Here is a 21368-nt window from a genome sequence, read left to right as displayed (position 1 = left end):
TTATATCTTAAATTTTTGTGTTGCCTCATTAAGTTTTTGTGCAAGTTCAGCCTGGTCTTGTGAGGTTTTAAAAACTTGTTCTATACTCTCCGTTACTTCCACTATGCTATCTTTTATAGTATCTGCATTTTCAGAGGATTTTTGAGCGGCTCCTGCCATACCTTGTACTGCTGTACTAACTTGATCTACAGTAGCATTTATTTCTTCTGTCATAGCAGCTATTTCTTCCGTCATAGAACTCACAAAATTTGCTTCATCATAATATTGGTTCCCCATATTTTCAAAATCCTCCAAATCCGCATTAATATTTTCGTTTATAAATCTTAGTACTTCATTGCTGTTAATTGAAAGATTTTTAAAAGCCTTTTGAACTTTTAAAATAGTATCTTGAATTTCTGTCACTAATTCCGCTGACTGTTCAGCAAGCTTCCTAACCTCTTCTGCAACTACTGCAAAGCCTTTGCCCTGTTCACCCGCCCTGGCAGCTTCAATAGCAGCATTAAGAGCCAGCAGATTTATCTGTTTAGAAACATCTGCAATTGCATTTGACATAACCTTTATATTCTCTACTACCTTTCCATCCTCTATGGATTTTAAAATCTTATTTCTTTTTTCATCATATAAATCCCTTATCTGTTTTATAGAATTTTCTACTTTAGTCTTTACACTTTTAGCATTTTCTTTAGATTCATTGGCATTATTACTTCCTTCCATTGATCTCTCCATCAATTGATTAATACTTGCATCTACCTCCTGTACTGAAGCACTAATTTCTTCAGAAGAAGCACTGGTTTCCTGTAATTGAACTGTTATGTGTTTTGTAGATGAATCTATATTTTTAAAATTTGAATTTAATTCTTCTACCATAGAGAAAAGTTTTTCACTGGCAGTATTCATATACTGAGAATTCTGTATAATATTTTTAATTAGACTATTAACATTTTTTTGTGCAGTATTAAGAGCAATTGCAGTTTGAGAAAACTCATCCTTGCCAGATACTGCTATGAATATTGAAAAATCAAAATCAGCAAGCCTCTCTGCAAAAGCTTTTATTTTTAACAAAGGCTTCGTTATTTCTCTAGTAAGAATCAACCCTAAAATTAATGAGAGAACAACTCCTCCTATAATACATATGAGAATACTAGTATTTGAATTAGTATAAACCGACATATTATTTTCATTAGTTAATTTTGCTCCCATAGAATTAGTAGCTACAAGATTATCTATAGTTTGAAACATTGTCTCCCACTTGTTTACGGAATTTTCATATTCTTTTATTGCTCCATCGAAATCATTATTGTCAACCAATTGTAAAATTTTCTTTTTGTCTTCTCTATACTGTTGTAATTGACTTTTATATGTATCCCATAATTTTTTATCCGAATCTTTCATGGGTATTTTTTCAATATTAGCTATATGTATATTGTTTGTACTGACATTAGTATTAATCTCCTGCTTTAATGCAAAATTTTTTACAGGATTTTTTAGATAAACCAATTGTATTATATCACTTTTATCCCTTATTAAATTTTTCTGCATATCTGTAAGCATATAAATATTCTGCAGACTATTTTTGTACATATCTTGTGAATTTGCATTAACCTTCTTTAATGAACTCATTCCAATTACTCCCACTACAGCAATTAATACTGTTATAATAAGAAAAGCGCATACCATTTTTACTCTTACTTTTATTTTCCCTAGTATTTTCATTTGTACATCATCCCTTTTAAAAATTTTTAGATATTTTAATTTATATATTATTTTAACTTTTTCTAAAATTTTATTATTTTTTACAAAATACCAAATAAAAACAAGTATTTTGTACCACTTATTATAACATAGAATACATAGTAAACCAACTTGTAATTAATAAATTAAATAATTCGTATAAAATTTGTAATTTTCAAAAATAATATTAAAATTAAGTTTATAATATTAGCTATTTATTAACTAAAACATATTCAATAAAAAAATCTGTGTAAACTCCACTGAAGAAAATTCACACAGATTTTTTAGGATAGTTTTATTTTAGCCACAAAAAACTACAGCGTTATTTATATAATCTATTCTATAAATAGTACTGTAGTTTTATATTTAAATACTATAATCTCAATTCATCTAAAACTTTTATATTCCACTCCCATTAAAAAAGTCATTAAAACCATTATATTTATTTTTATTAACCTGCTCTTGTGCCTTTTTATAAGCTCTGCTGTAAAGTTCCTGCATAGCAGAAATTTCTTTTTCACTTAAGTTTTCATAAAAAACTTTAGGGCAAATAGCAAAGGCCTCATCATTTTTAAAATTTCCAGCGTTATCATTGAGAATGTTTAGAAACCTATCTCCTATATCCATTTTAAATACCTCCATTTATTTAAATCTCTAAAATTGAAGCAAGTTCTTAATTCAGGTGGGGATTCTTTTACCCCATCTGAATTTTAGAACTGCAAATGCATGGCTTACTTGGCGTAGAACTCCAACTTGAAGAAAAGCAGACAAAACAAAATTTATTTTGTATTTGGTCGCTTTCACAGAGTGCAAGCAGAGAACTAAAATCTTGTTTTCGATTTTGTGTGAGGGCTGTACAGAGTGCGTGAGAGACTTACGCCAAGTTAGTCAGGTGAAATCAATTATAGCAAAAACTACTTTTCCTATAAGAAAAGTAGTTTTTGCTATAAAAAAATTTATGTTTATACTAAATTTCTCATCTTTCAAAATATTACACACCTGTAGGAATTAACACCGATACATTTAAATTAATGCCGGTTGTCGGGCTTCAAAGGGCCAGTCCCTCCACCACTCTTGATAAGAGTACTCTGTATTAAATTTTCAAAATATTTCAGAAATAAATTATTTTTATTATATTAACATTATATCTGTGTAATGTCAATAGTCAATCTGATTTTTATTTATCTTATATTTAGTAAAATACTCCTTATTCTATTTGCATATAATTTATCTAAATCCTTAACTCCTATGTTGAAATATTTACTGTCCACTGTCTTTTGTGCACCAGTTTTAACTAATATTTCATCTAATTCTTTTAAAGCTAAATATATATCCTTATCATCTTTTGCTGAAACCGTTCCTAAAAAACCTGCATTAATTTTAGTATCATCCTTGAGAACAATATCATAATAGAATTCACCTCTATGTTGTATAAAGGGAATATTTTCCTGCATGAAACTATTTATTCTAAAATTTTCATAAGATTTATATTGACATTTATAAAAAAAATGATAGAATATTAATTGTTGCTGATGCCCTATAGCCAAATTGGTAAGGCACCTGATTCTGGTTCAGGCATTGTGTGGGTTCGAGTCCTGCTAGGGCAGCCAAAGAAAAGCTAAGATTTTTATCTTAGCTTTTTTATTTTAATTTATTGACAATAAATACTTTATAACTTATAATATAGTGGCATAATTACATTATTATATTTTGCCTTGAACAAGAATAGTAATATTGAACTCATCTAAAGAGAGCTGTTGATTGCTGCAAAACAGTGATGATTATATATGAACTCGCTTGGGAGCATTACTACTAAAAAGTAGTACGGTTAATCCGTTATATTATAAAGTGAGGTTCTTACCTAAGTAGAGTGGTACCACGGAGTTTAACCTTCGTCTCTTTTTTGAGATGGAGGTTTTTTATTTGGACTTTAATCAATAGTTCTTACTTAGTTGATATTTACTTTTGTACTTACACCACTTTTAAACTAATTATCTTTGCATACCTATATAATCTCTATCTTTTAAAATTTAGAGTATTATAGCTAGAAAGCACAGGATAAATTACATATTAAAATTACGAGGAGGTTATTTAATTGGGAAACTACAATACTAAAATTGATGAAAAATGGCAAAAAATATGGCAAGATAAAAAACTTTATAAATTTGATGAATCAAATATGGATAAAAAATTATATGCACTTGAAATGTTTTCATATCCTTCTGGTGCAAAGCTTCATGCTGGTCACTGGTTTAATTATGGTCCGGTAGACTCTTGGGCAAGATTTAAAAGAATGCAGGGTTTCAATGTGTTTCAGCCTATGGGATTTGACGCCTTTGGTCTTCCTGCAGAAAACTATGCTATAAAAACAGGTATTCATCCAAAAGATTCTACTCTTAAAAATATAGAAACTATGGAAAAGCAGCTTAAAGCTATGGGTGCAATGTTCAATTGGGACCACGAAGTAGTTACCTGTTTTCCTGACTATTATAAATGGACTCAATGGCTATTTTTAAAACTTTATGAAAAAGGATTAGCTTACAGAAAAAAAGCTCCTGTTAACTGGTGCCCTAGCTGTAATACAGTACTTGCAAATGAACAGGTAGTAGATGGCGGCTGTGAAAGATGCGGCAGTGAAGTAATAAAGAAAGATTTGACACAATGGTTTTTAAAAATTACTGATTACTCGGAAGAGCTTTTACAAAAACTTGAGGATTTGGATTGGCCTGAAAAGACAAAAGCTATGCAAAGACATTGGATAGGTAAATCCAAAGGTGCAGAAGCTACTTTTAAAGTAGACAACAGCGATATAACCTTTGACGTATTCACTACAAGAGTTGATACATTACTAGGAGTTACCTATGTAGTTCTGGCTCCTGAAAGCCCTCTAACAGATAAAGTAACCACAGAGGAATACAAATCTGCTGTAGAAGAGTACAAAATTCAATCCTCAAAGCAAACAGATATAGAAAGACAATCTTTAACAAGAGAAAAAACCGGTGTATTCACTGGTGCCTATGCCACAAATCCAGCAAACGGCAAAAAAGTACCAATCTGGGTAGCCGACTATGTACTTGCAACTTATGGAACAGGTGCAGTTATGGCAGTACCAGCTCATGATGAGAGAGATTTTGCCTTTGCAACAAAATATAATCTTCCAATAATAAGAGTAATTGAAGGTGGAGACAGCCTTCCTTATACTGAATACGGCAAACTTGTTAATAGTAGTGAATTTGACGGTCTATCTGGTAATAAAGCCAAAGAAGCTATAGTAAAATTATTATCTTCCAAAAATCTAGGGCACTGGAAAGTCAACTACAGACTTCGTGATTGGCTTGTTTCAAGACAAAGATATTGGGGTGCTCCTATCCCTATAGTTTATTGTGAAAAATGTGGTACTGTAGCTGTGCCAGAAGAGCAGCTGCCTGTAGAACTTCCTTATGATGTTGAGTTTGCTCCAGATGGTAAATCTCCCCTTGCTAAAAGTGATGAATTTGTAAATACAACTTGCCCTCATTGTGGCGGGCCAGCAAAACGAGAAGTTGATACTTTAGATACCTTCGTATGTTCATCTTGGTATTATTTAAGATATGCAGACAATAAAAACAGTGACAAAGCCTTTGATCCTGAAATAATAAACAAAATGCTTCCTGTAGATAAATATGTTGGAGGTCCTGAACACGCCTGCATGCATCTTTTATATGCAAGATTTATAACAAAAGCATTAAGAGATATGGGATACTTAAACTTTGATGAACCTTTTCTTTCCTTAAGACACCAGGGATTGATCCTTGGACCAGATGGACAAAAGATGAGTAAATCCAAGGGAAATACAATATCACCAGATGATTATATAAGCGAATATGGTGCAGATGTATTTAGATTATATCTTATGTTTGGTTTTGACTATACAGAAGGTGGAGCTTGGAGCGATGATGGTATAAAGGCTATTTCTAAATTTGTAGACAGAGTGGAAAGAATTCTGTCTCAGTGCACTGAATCTTCAGATAACAGTAAGAATACTATAGATAAAGCTGAAAAAGAACTTAACTATGTAAGAAATTTTTCCATTAAAGGTATAAGCGAAGATGCTGAAAAGTTCCAGTTTAACACCTGCATAGCAAAAATAATGGAATTTACAAATGCACTTTCAAAATATATAAATGAAGATAAAAAGAATCCAGAATTCTTAAAGGAATGCGTTGATGATTTCATAAGACTTCTATCTCCTTTTGCTCCTCATTTTGCTGAAGAGATGTGGGCTAATTGTGGAAATAATTTTTCAGTTTTCAATGAATCCTGGCCAAAATTTGATCCAAAGGCATTAATCAAAGATGAAATGGAAATAGCTATACAAGTAAATGGTAAGATTAAAGCCAGAACAAATATAGCTTCTAATTTAAAAGAAGATGAAATTAAAGAACTTGCTTTAAATGATGATAACATTAAAGCTGCTGTTGAAGGTAAAAAGGTTGTTAAAGTAATTGTAATTAAAGGACACCTTGTTAATATAGTTGTAAAATAAAATATATTAAATAAGATATTACATATACAGTATATAATAATTTATTAGTGTATATGTAATATCTTTATATATACCAAAAATTTCATATCTAAAATTTTTATAATTATAACTTATAAATTTAAATTATTGTTGATATTTATCAATTTTTCCAGGGCTATCAATAAATACTCTTGGCTCTATTTTCATATTGGCATGTTTTATAACCTCTCCTCCTATAGGAATTTTATCACCATATTTATTTTCAAGTTCCTGACCAATCATAAAGATATCCAAATCTCTCTTCTTATACTTGTTAAATATATTTGTACAGGCATTAATTAAATTGGCTTCTGCACCTTTTCTAATCTGCTCTAATTCTTCATCCGTTAAGTCCATATACTTTTGAAATTCTACAATTCTTGCCTTTACATTTATCTTCTTTGTAACATCTACAGTGTTACCCCGTAAATTTACATCTGTATCGGTTTTGCTATTTTCTATAGATAAAGATATATATTTACTGCTGTCTCTAGGATCTGCCACTTCCATGGATCCTTGTTGTATTACATCAACGAGGAAATTATATGCCTGACCCTCTGAACTTGGAAGCATTTCAACTAATTTATCATTTTCCATTATGGCTCCACCATTAATTACCAATGAAGGATTAGGTTGATCATTATCTATCTTCAGCACTGTCAGCACATCTGTCCTGCTTGGAGATACCCTTCTTGATAAATATCTATTGAGAGAAGATTGTACTGCTCTTGGGCTGCTTCTCACATTAATTATTAAATCCCATATAAATAATCCTATAAATTGTTCTCCTTCAAAATTTCCCTTTGCAAGTCTTTCTACATCTCCATCATAAACAAGCATGTAGGGTTTTATTATAGCTTGGGTATCTCTTCTAAATATATCAAAATAACTTTCTATTCCCTGTGCTGCAGCTCTCTTTGTATATATTATAGCTTTGTTTTGGGTGTAGTTTATTTGATAGCTGGAAGCTAAGTTTACATCATTTAATGCTTCATAGGCAGTTTTTCCTGTTCCCTTTAGAACAATTCTCTGACCTGTTTCTGCGGCTTTTGAAGCAGCTCTTATAGATTTAAAAATTTCTAGGTATATAACCGGATTATTATCTTTATCTATATCAAATATTACAGAGGTTACAAAAACTACATTATTTATATCTACATAACTAAAACATCCATTTAAAAATATGGAAGATGCTAAAAATAAACACATTAATATTTTCTTCATTTCTTACCACCCTCATTTGTAAAATCTTTAGATATAGAATCTAAGTCATCTCTTAAAACTATATCTCCAAAATTGAATTTTTTGATGGTACCCATTGGAAATATATACTTAAAGCCACAGCTTTTAAGACCAGCTAATTCAGATATCATTAAAATTATTCCTACAAAATATCCTGGTAATCCAACTATACTGGAAAACAATATTAGTAAAATTGACCAAAAAGTTACTGGACCATAAATTTTAGGCGTTAAAAATAGAGCAATAGAGGTTAATGCTACAATAATTATAGTGGTTTCAGATGCAAAGCCGGCACTTACAGCTGATTGTCCTAAAATCAATGCACCAACTATACTCATTGCCTGACCTACCGGCTGAGGTAACCTTACTCCAGCCTCTCTTAATATCTGAAAGAAAAATATCATTAGAATAACTTCTATTACCATTGGAAATGGTACCCCAGCCCTTGATATAGAAAGTCTAAATACGAATACAGAAGGTATCAGAGAAAAGTGATGGGTAGTCAGTGCAACATACAATCCTGGTAAAAGTACAGAAATAAAATAGGAAATCCATCTTAAAATTCTCAAAGCATTTGACATATATTTATTTAAATAATAGTCATCTGGCATTTGAAAATTTTCATAAAAGAAATAAGGTGCTGTAATTACAAAAGGAGTCCCATCAACAATTATAGCTACTCTTCCTTCAAACAGTTTGGAGGCCACTATATCTGGCTTTTCCGTATAACCTATGGTATCATATAGTGTTTTCTTTTCTTTTAATTTTTCCTCTACATAATTTGTATCCAGTAGAAATTCTGTATCTATACTCTTTAATTCTTTTCTTATATGAGATACTAATTTATCATTAGCTACACCCTTAATATAAGATAATACCACAATGGTATCTGATTTTTTTCCTATATACATACTCTCAAATTTTAAATCAGAATTTCTAACTTTTCTTCTTATAAGTGAAATATTGTCTACAAAAGCCTCCGTAAAACCTTCTCTAGGTCCCTTTATTACACTTTCTGTAATTGGTATTCCTACAGATCTCCTATTCCAGCTCTTGGCCTCACAAAATATTAATCCCTCATAAAAATCAGAAATTACAACCACATCTCCTGATAGTATATGGATAAGTACATCATGACTAGTATCTATATCTCCTATAGAATTGGCAAACAGAATATTCTTCTTTACATCCTCTGCAGTTTCAATAATATCCTTTTCCCTTACAATAGGTTCAATTATATATTGACTAATAAACTTAGCATCCGACAAGTTATCAATAAATATTATAGATATACAGCCTTTTTTACATTTTAGTTTTCTAAATTTTACATCTACATTACCCTTAAGTTTTTCCTTTACAAATGTCATATAATCTTCATTCATATTATCACCTGCCTCATTTTTTTCTAATCATTGCATAATATTCATTAAATATGAAATACTACTACTATGTTAAAGAGATTTCAATAATAGTATGGATTTTTCTAAATACTTTATGCAAAAGAGGTAATGTTATGGATAAATTTAATGGTACCCATTTATTCTTCGTCTTAAGTGGAATGGCTATAGTTTCTATGAAGACTTATCCACGTCTATATACAGAAATAGGTGGAAGGGATTCTTGGATAGCTGTTATATGTTCAGGAATACTCTTAATGTTATTTGCCTATATGATTATAAGTATAACTGAAAAAAATAATAACTATAATATGAAAGATATATATTGTACTGCTATGGGAAAAACTCTAGGGAATATTCTTATCTGGTGCTTTATAATAACTTTATTTCTTACTTTAGTGGAATGTAGCTCTGTTGAATCTAACTCAATGCATGTAAACATGTTAGCCAACACACCACCTTGGTTTTTCACTATATTTTTTGCAATTCCAGCCATCTATACATTCAGCAGAGGAAAGAACGCAATAGTAATTGTATCAATAATAGGCATGACCTTTGTAAGTATTTCAGGAACAAATTTGGCTATACTTACATCAAAATATAAAAATTTTAATTTTTTACTGCCTATCATGGAAAAAGGAGTGACCCCAAACTTCATTATGGCAATAGTAAAAAGTTTGGGATTTTTCAGCTTTTTTTCTATGATACTGCCATTTTTAACTGAAATCAAAAATAAAAATACACTGAAAAAAAGTATTTTCATAGCTCTATTATTTATTATTCAAATGGAAGTAGTTTCTACCATGGGTATTATAAGCACTTTTGGAGCATTAAGAGGAAATATAATATATTATCCAAAACTAATTCAGACTCAACTTATAAATTACTGGGGATTTCTTGAAAGTGGAGAATTGTATGTATTACTGCAAGTAATTGCTGGTTGGTATATAAAATATGTATTAACTCTTTTCTCCATGAAACTAATATTGAAGAAATTAAATATTGATAACAGATTTTATATTTATTGTGTAACTTTATTGGTTTTAATATCATCATTTTTCTTATCTAAAGATATTAAATTACTTTTTAAATCACTAAACATATTTATATATATAGCACTTGCTAATTTTATTATTATACCAACTATAGTATACATAACATTTCACATAAGAAACAAAAAAACTTTAGAAAAAATAAACCCAATGTAATTTTTCCATATACATGAATTTTTGTCCAATAAAAAAACACAGCATACTTGACTTATGCTGTGTTTTCCATATATTCAAATAAATAACTACGAATTTTTCTAATACTTCCTAAACTCATAAATGGATTTTTCTATAGAATCTAATAAATTACTTAGTTCAAATTCGTCTCCCTCTTCAAGAAGTTTATTTAATCGGCTTTTATAATAAGATACCTCAGATAATTTATTCATGGAAGACAATACAAGAATATTATTTACAATATCTGAAATTAAATTTGACTTAACTTCGAATAATTTTTGAGCATCTTTTATTTCATCTTTTATTTCAAGCATCTGTCCATCTAACTGAAATGCAGCATCTGCAGCATTTTTCAACTTGTTTCTTATCTCTATAGGTATATCATGCTTATATTTATAATTTAAAGAATGTTCTATAGTTGCCCAGAAATTCATTGCCAAAGTCCTTATCTGTATTTCTGCTAGTATTTCTTTTTTACCCTCTGCTAAATTAATAGGATATTTTATAATCATATGATAACTTCTATATCCACTTTCCTTTACATTATCTATATAATCTTTTTCATTTATTACAAGCATATCTTGCCTTTGTCTGATTAATTCTGCCACTCTTTCAATATCATCTACAAACTGACACATTATTCTTATTCCAGCTATATCTTCCATAAAGCTGTCTATTTCATCCAAAGTTAAATTTAATTTTTTGGCCTTTTCAAGAATACTTGAAATTTCCTTTACTCTTCCAGTAACAAACTCAATTGGGGAATACTCATTCTTTTTTCTATATTCTTTTCTTATATTTCTAATTTTTACTTTTAATTCATCTACCGCCTGACTATAGGGAATTAAAAATGTCTTCCATTTAATCATCATAGCCATAAAATCATCCTTTTCAATAAAAATTTGTTTAACAATTAATTGCCCTTTAGACTATAATAAAAAATAACAATCCAACTACTCCAATTAATTTATTTAGTATAGTTCTATTAAATACTTTAATATACGGAATTTTATCTCCAATAAGTTATTATAATATTATATGTTATATTTTTCAATTACATAAAATTTCTTTTATATATACTATTTAGACATATTTCACCAAAATCAAACAAATAAAATAAATTATTTTAAACTTTTTTATGTAATCACCTCATTTTTTTGATATAATAAAAATTAGTTATTTTACAGATTGGGGGGTAGCTTTATGGATAATAATATATTTTCAGATTTAGATGATCTAGGATTTAAAGATATTGACAAATTAAATATATACGAAAAAGAGGGCCAAAAGATTAAAAAAACAGCTGAAGATAATAATAAAATTTCTCATGCTGACCTCTTATATGACAGAACCATTACCTGCCCTGTATGCGGAAGTACTTTTAAGGCTAGATCTATTAAAACATCCTCCTATAGAATAATAAAAAAAGATAGTGATTTTTTTATAAACTACAATATAATTAATCCATACTTTTATGATGTATGGATTTGTAATGACTGTGGATATGCTTCTATGAAAACCGATTTTAATAAAATAAAAAACTCTCAAAAAGATATGGTAAAGAACAAAATCAGTACAAAATGGAAGGGGAAAATTTATCCCGCTGTATATGATGTAAATATAGCTATAGAAAGATATAAGCTCTCTCTTTTAAATTATACCATCATAGAATCCCCATCCAGTAAAAAGGCTATGAATTGTTTAAAATTATCTTGGATGTATAGAATACTTTCACAAAGTGAAAATGAAAATCTATTTATGAAGTACTCTCTTTTAGGTTTTAAGAAAGCCTACAATAATGAGGATTTTCCTATATATAGCATGGACAAATTTACTACCATGTATTTAATTGGAGAACTAAGCAGACGTATAGGTGATTCTGATGAAGCACTACTTTGGCTCGGAAATGTTATAACAAATCCGAAGGCCAATCAGAAAATTAAAGATAAAGCAAGAGATCAAAAGGATTTAATAACTCTCAGTAAAGAAAGTATAGAAGTTTCCTCTAATTCTAGCCTTGACAAAAATATAGAAATTAAAAAGCCAAAGAAAAAAGGCAAAGGTTTTTTTTCAAAATTCTTTTAAAATTACTCCAATAAAAATCATTCTAAAATTTTTATTGGAGTAAAATTTATATAATCACAGGATGTAATTATATATTCTAAATTATTTTTATTGATCTTATCTTTTATTCTTTGAAGCGAACTACCATGCAAATGTCCATAAATAACTTTTTCCACTGGATATTCTTCCAGTAAATTTGTCATATCATTTTCCTCCTCTTTCTCGGAAAAAGGAGGAAAATGAACCATTACTATTATTTTATTAAATCCATTTTTAACAGCAGTCTCTAAAGATAATCTTAACCTTATAAGTTCTCTCCTATATATTTTTTCATCATGCTCGGTAAAATTTTCAGATTTAGGATTATTCCATCCTCTAGTTCCACAAATAGCATAATCTCTATAGGTATAAAAATTATTTTGTATAAAATTCATATCTTCATAAAGTTCATTTAACTTAGTTATGGAAGTCCAAAAATAATCATGATTTCCTTTAATAAATATTTTTGTTCCAGGAAGACTATGAATCCATTCCAAGTCTTTTATCCCCTCTTCCATATGCATAGACCAAGATATATCTCCTGCAATGAGTACTGTATCTTTTTCTGAAATAATATTTATCCAATTATTTTTTATTTTTTCATCATGCCTATACCAATTATCACCAAATATATCCATTGGCTTATCTCCACTCAATGCCAAATGGAGATCTGATATAGCGTATAAAGCCATTAATTTCCCCCCTTTATAAAACATACAACTATAAAATAAATCATAAAATATTAACAGTATCCTTTTAGATGTTATTTCTTATTAGATTCTTTATTTATATTATCATCTATATCAATAACATAATTTATTACCTCTGCAACTACCTCATACAGCTCTTCTGGTATACTGCTGCCTATATCTACATTTAATAATAAATCTGCTAACTCCTTATTATACACTATAGGGACTTTATTTTCATCAGCTTTTTCTATAATTTTATCTGCCAAAGCCCCAACACCTGCAGCTGTAACTATTGGAGCTTCATATCCTGTATCATATTTTAATGCTGCTGCTTTTTTTCTTTTATAAGACATTTATACCTACCTCCAATAGATTAATTATCTTATACCCTCTTATCTAAATTATAAATATATTCATTATTAAAAAAGCTTCTGCTGTTTAATATATTAACTTCATTTTCTTTAGGCTTTACATAAACATTTACTGCATATCCCATTTGTTCTATTTTATTTAGCAGCCTATTTTTAGATACTTCCAAAATTCTAGTCCATTTTTCTTCTGATTTTATATCTATATTTAAATTTTTATTGTTTACAGTTATAAAAGCATCTATTGTTCCCATATTAACAGTTTTAACAGAAGCTATGAATTTAACATCTTTTGAATCCACTTTCTTTCCGCTCTTTCTGTCATCTTTAAGAATAAGTTTAAAATTATACTCACTATTTTTAAAATTCAAAGGTATATCAAGATAATAATATGCTTGTGATATATCATTGAATACTTTTATATCATTTATACTCTTACCTAATGTACTTAATATTTTATCCAAACTTTCTTTATTAAGATTATCACTAGAAATCATATTCCTAATAATATTTTTCATTTCATCAATTTTAGAATTTATTTCACTAATTATTACTTTATTTAAATTATTTTCTGATAATTTATTATCTATTTCTTTATGGTCAACTGAACTATTTAAAGATTTAGTAAGTATATTCTCTCCTGCTTGTCTTTTCAATGAATTTGTACTGTCATCAAAAATATTGGGATTATATATTTCCTCTTTTATATTTTCCAATAATTTATAAACTTCAGAATTCTGTTTAAAAATTTTATTAAAACTTTCTATGTTATCTCCATCAACACCTATTCCATTTTCCATAAAGAAAGCAATTTCTTCCTGACTTATATTCTTTAATTGTGTAAAAAGCTTTTCTAATAATTTTTTTACCTCCTTTCCCCTGACACTATTTACATCTATATTATTATTTTTCATGTAATGTAATATAAATTCATCCGCTTTATCCGGATTTTCAATTATACTGTCTTTAAATTTCATTAAGGATTTTACATTTAAGATATTCTCTTTAGTAAGTGGGATATTATGGTCCATCAAAGATTTTAATATATTATAATCTTCCTTAGTATAGGTATTATTTATATAATTTTTTAAAATACCCTCTTGAGAATTTATTACATTTTCACTATTACCTTTATCTGAAGAAAACATCTTTATTTTTATTTTACCATCTTCATATCCATCTACTATAAATTTATTGAGAACATTGGTATTGTAATTTATGCTGCTAACAAGCTTTGCGCTAAATTTCCATCCATTAGTTAATTTCAATACAACTTCATTCTTGCCTACATTTTCATCTACTATTCTAGCAGAAAATATTTCACCTATCTCAAAACTTAATTTACGAACTAATTTCCCAGTACCATATTGCATAGGATTATTAATATTTGATATTCCAGCCATATAATCCCCCCTTTTATAAGAGTAATTCTTATAGTTAGACAAGGTTTTTATTAAATCTTATACTATATATATTATCGTTAATTTACTATATTTTTTCAGTAAAGTCATGTAAATTCAATTTTTTAATATAAATTTATTATTTATTTTAAAGTTCATTACATAAAAATAATAAATTTTCTTTAAACTAATACTTAGCTAAAAAATACTGTACCAAATTCAGCTGGTACAGTATTTCTACTTATTCAATAACTATTTTATAGAATTTTTTCTTTCCCCTCTTTAAAAGTATACTTCCATCCTTAAAATCACTTTCACTGATAATCACATTTACATCCGTTACCTTCTCATCATTCAATACAATTCCACCCTGTTGTATAAGTCTTCTGCCCTCTGACTTTGAAGGTATTATCTTTGTATAAGCTAGTGCATCTAAAAGTGATCCTTCAAGCATTTCTCTAGTCATAGCTACTGTTGGTACATTGCTCATATCCTTACCGCCAGAGAAAAGAGCTTCAGCTGCTTTTTCTGCCTTTTTAGCTTCTTCTTCTCCATGTACAAGCTTTGTAACCTCAAAAGCCAATATTTTTTTTGCTTCATTTATGGCAGCATCTTTTAAACTTGCAAGCCTTTTAACTTCATCAATTGGAAGGAAGGTTAAAAGTGAAAGACATTTTTCTACATCTGAATCAGCTACATTTCTCCAATATTGATAGAAATCATAAGGAGTAGTCTTTTCGGGGTCCAGCCATATAGCTCCACTTTCAGTCTTACCCATTTTCTTACCTTCACTATTTGTAAGAAGAGTAGCTGTCATAGCGTAGGCAGGTTTCCCTTCCTTTCTCCTTATGAGTTCTACACCAGAAATCATGTTGGACCATTGGTCATCACCGCCAAGTTCCATAACGCAGTTGTATTTTTTATTAAGCTGCAGGAAGTCATATCCCTGCATAAGCATATAGTTAAACTCCAAAAAAGTAAGTCCTTTTTCCAGTCTTTGCTTATAACATTCCGCTGTAAGCATCCTATTTACAGAAAAATGCACTCCTACTTCTCTTAAAAAGTTTATATAATTTAGATCCATTAACCAATCAGCATTATTTGCTAAGATAGCCTTATTATCAGTAAAATCTATAAATCTGCTAACCTGTGCCTTTATACATTCTACATTGTGGTCTATATCCTCTTTTGTAAGCATCTTTCTCATATCTGTTTTTCCTGAAGGATCACCAATCATGGCAGTTCCCCCACCCATAAGTACTATAGGTCTGTGTCCTGCCCTTTGCATATGCGACATAAGCATAAGTGCAAGAAAATGACCTATATGTAAACTATCTGCTGTTGGATCAATACCTATGTAAAAAGTTATTTTTTCCTTTTCAAGAAGTTCTTTTATTTCCTCTTCATGTGTAAACTGTTTTATAAATCCACGTTCTATTAAAGTATCTACTACACTTGACAATTAAATCACTCCATAAAGCTAAATTTTTACCTATTTTATTAGTATATATGTAAATTTAACAATTATCAATAATAACCTCATATAAACTTATTTTTAAAATAAAATTTTATTGAATTTAGACAGTGATAACCCTATTTCTGCCTAAATTTTTGGCTTCATAAAGCATGGCATCTGCTACACTTAATACTTTTTGCACTGTATCTCCATTTTGAGGATAATAACTTATTCCAAAACTGGCAGATATGGATTTTCTATTACCATCATATTCAACAACATTTCCACAAATTTTCTTTCTTATTTCTTCTATTCTGTTAAAAACAAGCTGATGATTATAGGCTTTATTTATATAAATTACTATTTCTTCTCCACCATATCTTGCAACACAATCATTTTCTTCCAAGCCGTCTTTTAATATTTCACCTATAGAAATAAGTGCCTTATCCCCAAATTGATGTCCATAAGTGTCATTAAATTTTTTAAAATTGTCTATATCCATCATGACAATTGCAAATTCTTCTCTTGAATTTTCTAAAACCTTCTTCTCTAAAAATTCGAAAAAGTATCTTCTATTATATATACCCATAAGTGGATCTTTAATAGAAGCCTCCTTAATCTGATTATATAAAAAGTTATTTTCGAGAGCTATGGCTATTTGATTTGCAATAGATGATATAAATGTTATATGATCGTGACTAAAAAAATTCAAGAGCGTATGTTCTACTATTATATATCCTCTAAACTCATTTCTAAGATATATAGGTACACCTATTATAGAATGTATATTTACCTTTGTATCACATCCAAGTAGCATTGGATCTTTACAGTTCAATACAAAAGGCTGCTCATTATTGAGGTTCTTGAAAAATTCATCTTCCTCAAAATTTAATTTATTACTTTTAATATTTGTAGCCTTTACTATTAAATGATTTGTGTTTTTATCTATAAGACAGATAGAAGAATATGTAACTCCTAATATTCCAATAATCATATCATTAATCATAGTTATAAGATTGTCAGCACTTATGTTAGAATTAATATACTTACTTATCTCTATGATATTTGTCAATGAGTCTAACTTTTTCTCCAGTTGAGTATTTTTCTCATTCATCATTTGAATAGTGCTTTCAGCAAAATTTTGATAAGTTTCAAACTCCTCTTTAAGCTTTAAAAATTCTGATTGAATATCATCTTTTCTATCCATAAATCTACACTTTCCCTTTTATATGATATATATTTAACCATACTAATTATATTTCAAAATATGAAAAAAATAAATGCTAATATTGATTGTTAAAATAAATAAGCCAATAATATTGAATTTTACACTTCATATGATATAATAATCCTTAGAGTATACTTACTCATAATCAAGTAGGTTAATTATCAAGGTGATTTCAACTCCTCTTTTTTATCATAGGAGAAAGTTAATTATCAAGATACATTATTCCTATGATATTTTCAAGGAGGGTTTTTTATAATGGCCGATAAGACAATCGTATGCAAAGACTGTGGAAAGGAATTCATCTTTAGTGAAGGTGAACAAGCATTCTACAAAGAAAAAGGATTTGAAAATGATCCAGTTAGATGTCCTGAATGCAGAAAAGCTAGAAAAGCTAACAGAAATAATTTCCATAGAGATTAATAATAAAAGAGAGGTGTTTAACCTCTCTTTTATTATTCTATTTATTTATAATCTTTTTAATATTACTTCTTCTAAGCATTTCACTTATTGGTACCGCTATAAGTATTCCAACTATAACCTGTGCAATATCCCCTGGCATATGAGTAGATTGTATAATTATTGCCTGATTTAAGGGAACATTAGTATAAAAATGCTGTACAAATATCCCAGCAATAAAATAGCCTATATTCATCCATATTCCAGCAACTATAAATGCAAAAATATTGTTTACTATATTTTCACCCTTGTAATTTCCTCTGTAGGCAATCACTGCTGCGATATATGCCATAATGCCTTTTATAAAAAAAGTATAGGGTGCCCATATTGAATATGGAGATAGTAAATCAAATAAACTCATTCCTATAGCAGCTGCTAAAGCAGCTTTCTTTTTTCCAAGGAGTACTGCTGCAAGAAATACCATACTATCTCCTAAATGAACAACACCTTTATAACCAATTCCAACAGGTACATTAATCATAGCTGTGGCTACATATACTATTGCTGCCATAAAAGCTACCTGCACCATATCGATAGTACGAACCTTGTGTTTTGTTTGCTTAAGTTCCATTTCAATTCCTCCAAATATTAATAATTATAATTTCAAGACTTGCTTTTATATTAATATCAATTATAAATAAAATATATATTAATGCAAATGTACCCATACAATCATGTTGTGTATTTTATGATTATCTTTTCTCCTATAAGCAAAAATAAGTATCAATAAGGAAAAAATTAGAGATCAATATTTAGTTTAGTAATATATTAAAATGAATATTAACTGTTATTTTGGACATAATATAATAGGAATTTCACTACTACGCTGATTATTTGTGAGTTTTATTAATTAAAATATAATTAAGGCACATTCAAATAAATAACTAGTCAGTAGCTAGCCTATTTTGAATCCTACTACGTCAACAGAATCCTCAGATAGCTCACTATCCTGGTCACCTGTTTCCTTGTACGATTCAAAATATCCCTCGCATCTTTGACTTTCTATTTATTTTCATATGCCTAAGTTAGATTAATTTGGAGGAAATATATGAAATTTCTACGTTGGATAGTAAGTCTTTTTTTATTATTATTCATGACAAGTATAATATTTAAAGCTGGAAGTAATTTTATAAATTTAGTTTTAATTCTTTCTGGCCTTTTATTGGCGTTAGATCTATTTCTTCAAAGGAGAAGATCTATGTAAAACATTTTAAAATTATAAAAGAACTCTATCCCACACTTTTTAGAATAGAGTTCTATATCTAAAATCATCAATACCTTTTATAGTCCTAAGCAAATATGTACTGTAATTTTTTAAGCAACTATAATTTTTATATTTGTAATAATTAAACTTTTCTACATCCTCTAATATTATCCCCAAAAAGTTTCCACTATGAGCACCTAATATGCCAATTCCCTCAACTTTATCCATTATACTGAGAATGTCTTCTAAAAAATCGTATTTGAGCCTATGCTGATTTCTGATTATACTTTCCGTAGCACACCAGGCTAATTTTCTTAAATTTTTACTTCTTACTCCATCAATTAAATGTGGAATAAGATCTGATATATCTTTGTGTTCAGGAAGTTTTCTTCTATTAAATTCTACGGTATTAATTCTGGTTTTACCTTCAAATATCAATAGATGAAATTCAAGATACTCACCTATAGTTTTATTAAACGCCCCATTTTTATAGTCAAATAAGGTCATCTTATCAAATATTATACTATCTGTAGGTTCTATTTTTAAACATTCATCCATAAGCTCTTTTTCATCGAAATTTCTCCTGAAAAGTTTAGTTAATGCATTGTAAAGTGCGCATAAATCTGCAGTACTGCTGGCAAATCCTTTCCCTATGGGAATATAGGAATTTATATATATCTTAAGGGTACTTCCAAAGGATTCATAACCCCATCTTTTTAATATATTAAACATAAATTTATAAGTCTTAGAATTTCTGTAATAATTATTTATATTGCTGTTTTCAAATACTTTAACTTTAGTATATAAATTAATAGGACAGGATGTTAATACATCTATACCTTGGACATTGCCTTGTACTATTTCCCCTGCACTTCCTGGATAACAAGCTGAAGCTTCCATTTGTCCTCTCCTCTATAATTGTTCTAAATTAATTATACTATCATAATTATAAAAAAGCGACAAAATAACTTTTACTTAAATCTACAGTATGATAAATTATGGTAAAAAATTCATTGCAATATATAGCTAAAAAGCTGTATCACAATGAAAGCATACATATACATTCATTGTGACACAGCCACTCTTAATCTTATACCATTAATCCTATTACATTTACCTTTTTAAAATCTTTTTTTAAATCATTAATTTTTTCTTGATTTACAGCTGCGATAATACAGGTAGAAGGTCCTGCAGATTTATTTACGTCTACTAAAATATTATCTTTAAAATTCAATTTATGTCCATTATTTTTTGCAAGTTCTTTTGCCTCATAGGCGATTCCCTTGGAACCTACAGGTACTATTTCATAGACATCTTTGTGCTTTAAAAGTCTATATATAGTACTATAATCTACAATACTATTATCTTTAACAAAATCTATTTCAGCTCCAACCTTTGGAATACCAATACTTATTAGTGCCGCTTCACCTGCAGCGGAATTCACTTTCACTTCATCTTTAGAAACCATTCCTATAGCGGTTATTCCAATACCCGTAGAAATAGTCTTAAAATTTTCTTCAGTACTTCCCGTAAGCACTACAGAATCTATTTCTGCCATTTTTAATTCTTCTTTTATTCCCTTGATTACCTCTATACCTGTATTATTCATTTCATTACACACTGCATTGGTAATAGTAACAATTTCAGCTCCAGCACAGATCACTTCCATAATGGCAACCCTGACAGCAAACCTAGCCACATAAACTGTTGGAACTTTAAAAGTATCTCCTTCCTTCATTCCTATACCTCCACAGCTATCACAGGCTACAACCATAGTATACTCTTTATCTATATCAATCAAAGTCAAATCTCTAATCTTTTTTATTTCCATGACTTTTCATTCCTAGATAAAAATTTATATAATATGTATGCTATTAAAATATTAAAAAAGGCAGCTAAACATAATATAGGAATCATAGCAACCATGGCTTTTCCCATAATCGGTAAAAGTATTAGAATTGATATAGGTCCATTTATCAATATTCCAACAATTGAAGCTATAACTATACTTAAATATTTGTTTATCTTACAGAGATTATTATATATTATTCCAAATAAAAACATAGTCACTGCCATATCTGCCATAACAATGAGATGCACAGGAAGGCTGTAAGGAAAGCCACTGGTAGCAGCTGTTAAAAAATGGCCTAAAGCTCCTATGATAGCTCCATATACCGGTCCCAAAATTAAAGCCCCTAAAAATCCAGCCATGGAATCAAAAGCTATACTACCCATTATCTTTATATTGGCACCTAAAAAACTTATGGCAATAAAAAGTGCCATTATGACTAATTTTTTTGTCTTCATAAATTTACCTTCTTT

20 protein-coding genes, 1 tRNA gene, 1 riboswitch and 1 other annotated feature are annotated in these 21368 nt (G+C 29.1%); of the genes, 6 read left to right on the top strand and 15 right to left on the bottom strand.

The genetic code is table 11. The annotated features are described in order from the left end of the window. The 3 genes from CLPA_RS06235 to CLPA_RS20395 form a co-directional block, all read right to left on the bottom strand. Entirely contained in the window at positions 1-1713 is a 1713-nt protein-coding gene (locus tag CLPA_RS06235) for a methyl-accepting chemotaxis protein (protein ID WP_003446181.1), read from the bottom strand. A gap of 417 nt (positions 1714-2130) precedes the next feature. Then, a complete protein-coding gene (locus tag CLPA_RS06230) occupies positions 2131-2358 on the bottom strand; it encodes a hypothetical protein (RefSeq protein WP_003446180.1) in 228 nt (75 codons plus the stop codon). 346 nt (positions 2359-2704) lie between these two features. Next, positions 2705-2815, bottom strand: a riboswitch (SAM riboswitch). Positions 2816-2912: 97 nt separating this feature from the next. Next, positions 2913-3185, bottom strand: coding sequence for a hypothetical protein (locus tag CLPA_RS20395; RefSeq protein WP_071167505.1), 273 nt, complete (start codon positions 3183-3185; stop codon positions 2913-2915). A gap of 79 nt (positions 3186-3264) precedes the next feature. On the opposite strand from CLPA_RS20395, the gene CLPA_RS06220 reads away from it, so the two are divergent. After that, a tRNA-Gln gene (locus CLPA_RS06220) sits at positions 3265-3341 on the top strand. A 96-nt stretch (positions 3342-3437) separates the two neighbouring features. Beyond that, positions 3438-3634 (top strand) — a binding site (T-box leader). Positions 3635-3826: 192 nt separating this feature from the next. Continuing rightward, on the top strand, positions 3827-6256 hold the full coding sequence (leuS, locus tag CLPA_RS06215; RefSeq protein ID WP_003446178.1) for a leucine--tRNA ligase: 2430 nt from the start codon (positions 3827-3829) through the stop codon (positions 6254-6256). Between the two features lie 123 nt (positions 6257-6379). Here leuS and CLPA_RS06210 read toward each other — a convergent pair whose 3' ends face one another. After that, on the bottom strand, positions 6380-7498 hold the full coding sequence (locus CLPA_RS06210; RefSeq protein WP_003446177.1) for a Ger(x)C family spore germination protein: 1119 nt from the start codon (positions 7496-7498) through the stop codon (positions 6380-6382). Next, the gene (locus CLPA_RS06205) at positions 7495-8898 is read right to left on the bottom strand and encodes a spore germination protein (RefSeq protein WP_003446175.1); all 1404 of its coding nucleotides are present in this window, start codon (positions 8896-8898) and stop codon (positions 7495-7497) included. Before CLPA_RS06205 ends, CLPA_RS06210 begins: the two co-directional genes overlap by 4 nt. 131 nt (positions 8899-9029) lie before the next feature. On the opposite strand from CLPA_RS06205, the gene CLPA_RS06200 reads away from it, so the two are divergent. After that, entirely contained in the window at positions 9030-10121 is a 1092-nt protein-coding gene (locus tag CLPA_RS06200; protein ID WP_003446172.1) for a GerAB/ArcD/ProY family transporter, read from the top strand. Between the two features lie 98 nt (positions 10122-10219). On the opposite strand, the gene yjbM is transcribed toward CLPA_RS06200, so the two are convergent. After that, complete coding sequence (gene yjbM / locus CLPA_RS06195; protein WP_003446170.1) at positions 10220-11017, bottom strand: GTP diphosphokinase; 798 nt, start codon at positions 11015-11017, stop codon at positions 10220-10222. 325 nt (positions 11018-11342) lie between these two features. On the opposite strand from yjbM, the gene CLPA_RS06190 reads away from it, so the two are divergent. Next, positions 11343-12224, top strand: coding sequence for a DUF2225 domain-containing protein (locus CLPA_RS06190; RefSeq protein ID WP_003446168.1), 882 nt, complete (start codon positions 11343-11345; stop codon positions 12222-12224). A 17-nt stretch (positions 12225-12241) separates the two neighbouring features. On the opposite strand, the gene CLPA_RS06185 is transcribed toward CLPA_RS06190, so the two are convergent. From CLPA_RS06185 to CLPA_RS06165, 5 genes are all read right to left on the bottom strand, one after another. Further along, positions 12242-12934: a metallophosphoesterase gene (locus CLPA_RS06185; RefSeq protein ID WP_003446166.1), complete on the bottom strand. Its 693-nt coding sequence runs from the start codon at positions 12932-12934 to the stop codon at positions 12242-12244. A gap of 71 nt (positions 12935-13005) precedes the next feature. Continuing rightward, positions 13006-13287 carry an EscU/YscU/HrcU family type III secretion system export apparatus switch protein gene (locus tag CLPA_RS06180; RefSeq protein WP_003446164.1) on the bottom strand — a complete coding sequence of 94 codons (282 nt, stop codon included), beginning with the start codon at positions 13285-13287 and terminating at the stop codon, positions 13006-13008. 29 nt (positions 13288-13316) lie between these two features. Beyond that, complete coding sequence (locus CLPA_RS06175) at positions 13317-14705, bottom strand: hypothetical protein (protein WP_003446162.1); 1389 nt, start codon at positions 14703-14705, stop codon at positions 13317-13319. Positions 14706-14943: 238 nt separating this feature from the next. Then, positions 14944-16164 carry a tyrosine--tRNA ligase gene (gene tyrS, locus CLPA_RS06170; RefSeq protein ID WP_003446160.1) on the bottom strand — a complete coding sequence of 407 codons (1221 nt, stop codon included), beginning with the start codon at positions 16162-16164 and terminating at the stop codon, positions 14944-14946. A gap of 115 nt (positions 16165-16279) precedes the next feature. Then, the gene (locus CLPA_RS06165) at positions 16280-17365 is read right to left on the bottom strand and encodes a sensor domain-containing diguanylate cyclase (RefSeq protein WP_003446159.1); all 1086 of its coding nucleotides are present in this window, start codon (positions 17363-17365) and stop codon (positions 16280-16282) included. Between the two features lie 276 nt (positions 17366-17641). Between CLPA_RS06165 and CLPA_RS06160 the strand changes: the two genes are divergently transcribed. Next, complete coding sequence (locus CLPA_RS06160; RefSeq protein WP_003446158.1) at positions 17642-17806, top strand: zinc-ribbon domain-containing protein; 165 nt, start codon at positions 17642-17644, stop codon at positions 17804-17806. A gap of 37 nt (positions 17807-17843) precedes the next feature. Here CLPA_RS06160 and CLPA_RS06155 read toward each other — a convergent pair whose 3' ends face one another. After that, entirely contained in the window at positions 17844-18413 is a 570-nt protein-coding gene (locus CLPA_RS06155) for an ECF transporter S component (protein WP_003446157.1), read from the bottom strand. A 477-nt stretch (positions 18414-18890) separates the two neighbouring features. Here CLPA_RS06155 and CLPA_RS21110 point away from each other — a divergent pair, with 477 nt between their 5' ends. Then, the gene (locus tag CLPA_RS21110) at positions 18891-19046 is read left to right on the top strand and encodes a hypothetical protein (RefSeq protein ID WP_155760361.1); all 156 of its coding nucleotides are present in this window, start codon (positions 18891-18893) and stop codon (positions 19044-19046) included. Positions 19047-19085: 39 nt separating this feature from the next. Here CLPA_RS21110 and CLPA_RS06150 read toward each other — a convergent pair whose 3' ends face one another. The 3 genes from CLPA_RS06150 to CLPA_RS06140 form a co-directional block, all read right to left on the bottom strand. Continuing rightward, entirely contained in the window at positions 19086-19946 is an 861-nt protein-coding gene (locus CLPA_RS06150; protein ID WP_003446156.1) for a GHMP family kinase ATP-binding protein, read from the bottom strand. 190 nt (positions 19947-20136) lie between these two features. Then, positions 20137-20877: an AIR synthase related protein gene (locus CLPA_RS06145; protein ID WP_003446155.1), complete on the bottom strand. Its 741-nt coding sequence runs from the start codon at positions 20875-20877 to the stop codon at positions 20137-20139. Next, the gene (locus tag CLPA_RS06140) at positions 20868-21353 is read right to left on the bottom strand and encodes an ECF transporter S component (protein ID WP_003446153.1); all 486 of its coding nucleotides are present in this window, start codon (positions 21351-21353) and stop codon (positions 20868-20870) included. Before CLPA_RS06140 ends, CLPA_RS06145 begins: the two co-directional genes overlap by 10 nt. Between the last annotated feature and the right edge of the window lie 15 nt (positions 21354-21368).

Origin of the sequence: Clostridium pasteurianum DSM 525 = ATCC 6013 (assembly GCF_000807255.1) — a bacterium.
Taxonomy (GTDB): domain Bacteria; phylum Bacillota; class Clostridia; order Clostridiales; family Clostridiaceae; genus Clostridium_I; species Clostridium_I pasteurianum.
This window is presented reverse-complemented; position numbering and strand designations above follow the sequence as displayed.

Coding starts and splice junctions, on each gene's coding strand:
- CLPA_RS06150 (WP_003446156.1), bottom strand. CDS start 19,946: ATGGAAGCTTCAGCTTGTTATCCAGGAAGTGCAGGGGAAATAGTACAA.
- CLPA_RS06160 (WP_003446158.1), top strand. CDS start 17,642: ATGGCCGATAAGACAATCGTATGCAAAGACTGTGGAAAGGAATTCATC.
- CLPA_RS06210 (WP_003446177.1), bottom strand. CDS start 7,498: ATGAAGAAAATATTAATGTGTTTATTTTTAGCATCTTCCATATTTTTA.
- CLPA_RS06145 (WP_003446155.1), bottom strand. CDS start 20,877: ATGGAAATAAAAAAGATTAGAGATTTGACTTTGATTGATATAGATAAA.
- CLPA_RS06230 (WP_003446180.1), bottom strand. CDS start 2,358: ATGGATATAGGAGATAGGTTTCTAAACATTCTCAATGATAACGCTGGA.
- yjbM (WP_003446170.1), bottom strand. CDS start 11,017: ATGGCTATGATGATTAAATGGAAGACATTTTTAATTCCCTATAGTCAG.
- CLPA_RS06190 (WP_003446168.1), top strand. CDS start 11,343: ATGGATAATAATATATTTTCAGATTTAGATGATCTAGGATTTAAAGAT.
- CLPA_RS06175 (WP_003446162.1), bottom strand. CDS start 14,705: ATGGCTGGAATATCAAATATTAATAATCCTATGCAATATGGTACTGGG.
- CLPA_RS20395 (WP_071167505.1), bottom strand. CDS start 3,185: ATGCAGGAAAATATTCCCTTTATACAACATAGAGGTGAATTCTATTAT.
- CLPA_RS06185 (WP_003446166.1), bottom strand. CDS start 12,934: ATGGCTTTATACGCTATATCAGATCTCCATTTGGCATTGAGTGGAGAT.
- CLPA_RS06155 (WP_003446157.1), bottom strand. CDS start 18,413: ATGGAACTTAAGCAAACAAAACACAAGGTTCGTACTATCGATATGGTG.
- CLPA_RS06165 (WP_003446159.1), bottom strand. CDS start 17,365: ATGGATAGAAAAGATGATATTCAATCAGAATTTTTAAAGCTTAAAGAG.
- CLPA_RS06205 (WP_003446175.1), bottom strand. CDS start 8,898: ATGAATGAAGATTATATGACATTTGTAAAGGAAAAACTTAAGGGTAAT.
- CLPA_RS21110 (WP_155760361.1), top strand. CDS start 18,891: ATGAAATTTCTACGTTGGATAGTAAGTCTTTTTTTATTATTATTCATG.
- CLPA_RS06180 (WP_003446164.1), bottom strand. CDS start 13,287: ATGTCTTATAAAAGAAAAAAAGCAGCAGCATTAAAATATGATACAGGA.
- CLPA_RS06200 (WP_003446172.1), top strand. CDS start 9,030: ATGGATAAATTTAATGGTACCCATTTATTCTTCGTCTTAAGTGGAATG.
- CLPA_RS06235 (WP_003446181.1), bottom strand. CDS start 1,713: ATGAAAATACTAGGGAAAATAAAAGTAAGAGTAAAAATGGTATGCGCT.
- CLPA_RS06140 (WP_003446153.1), bottom strand. CDS start 21,353: ATGAAGACAAAAAAATTAGTCATAATGGCACTTTTTATTGCCATAAGT.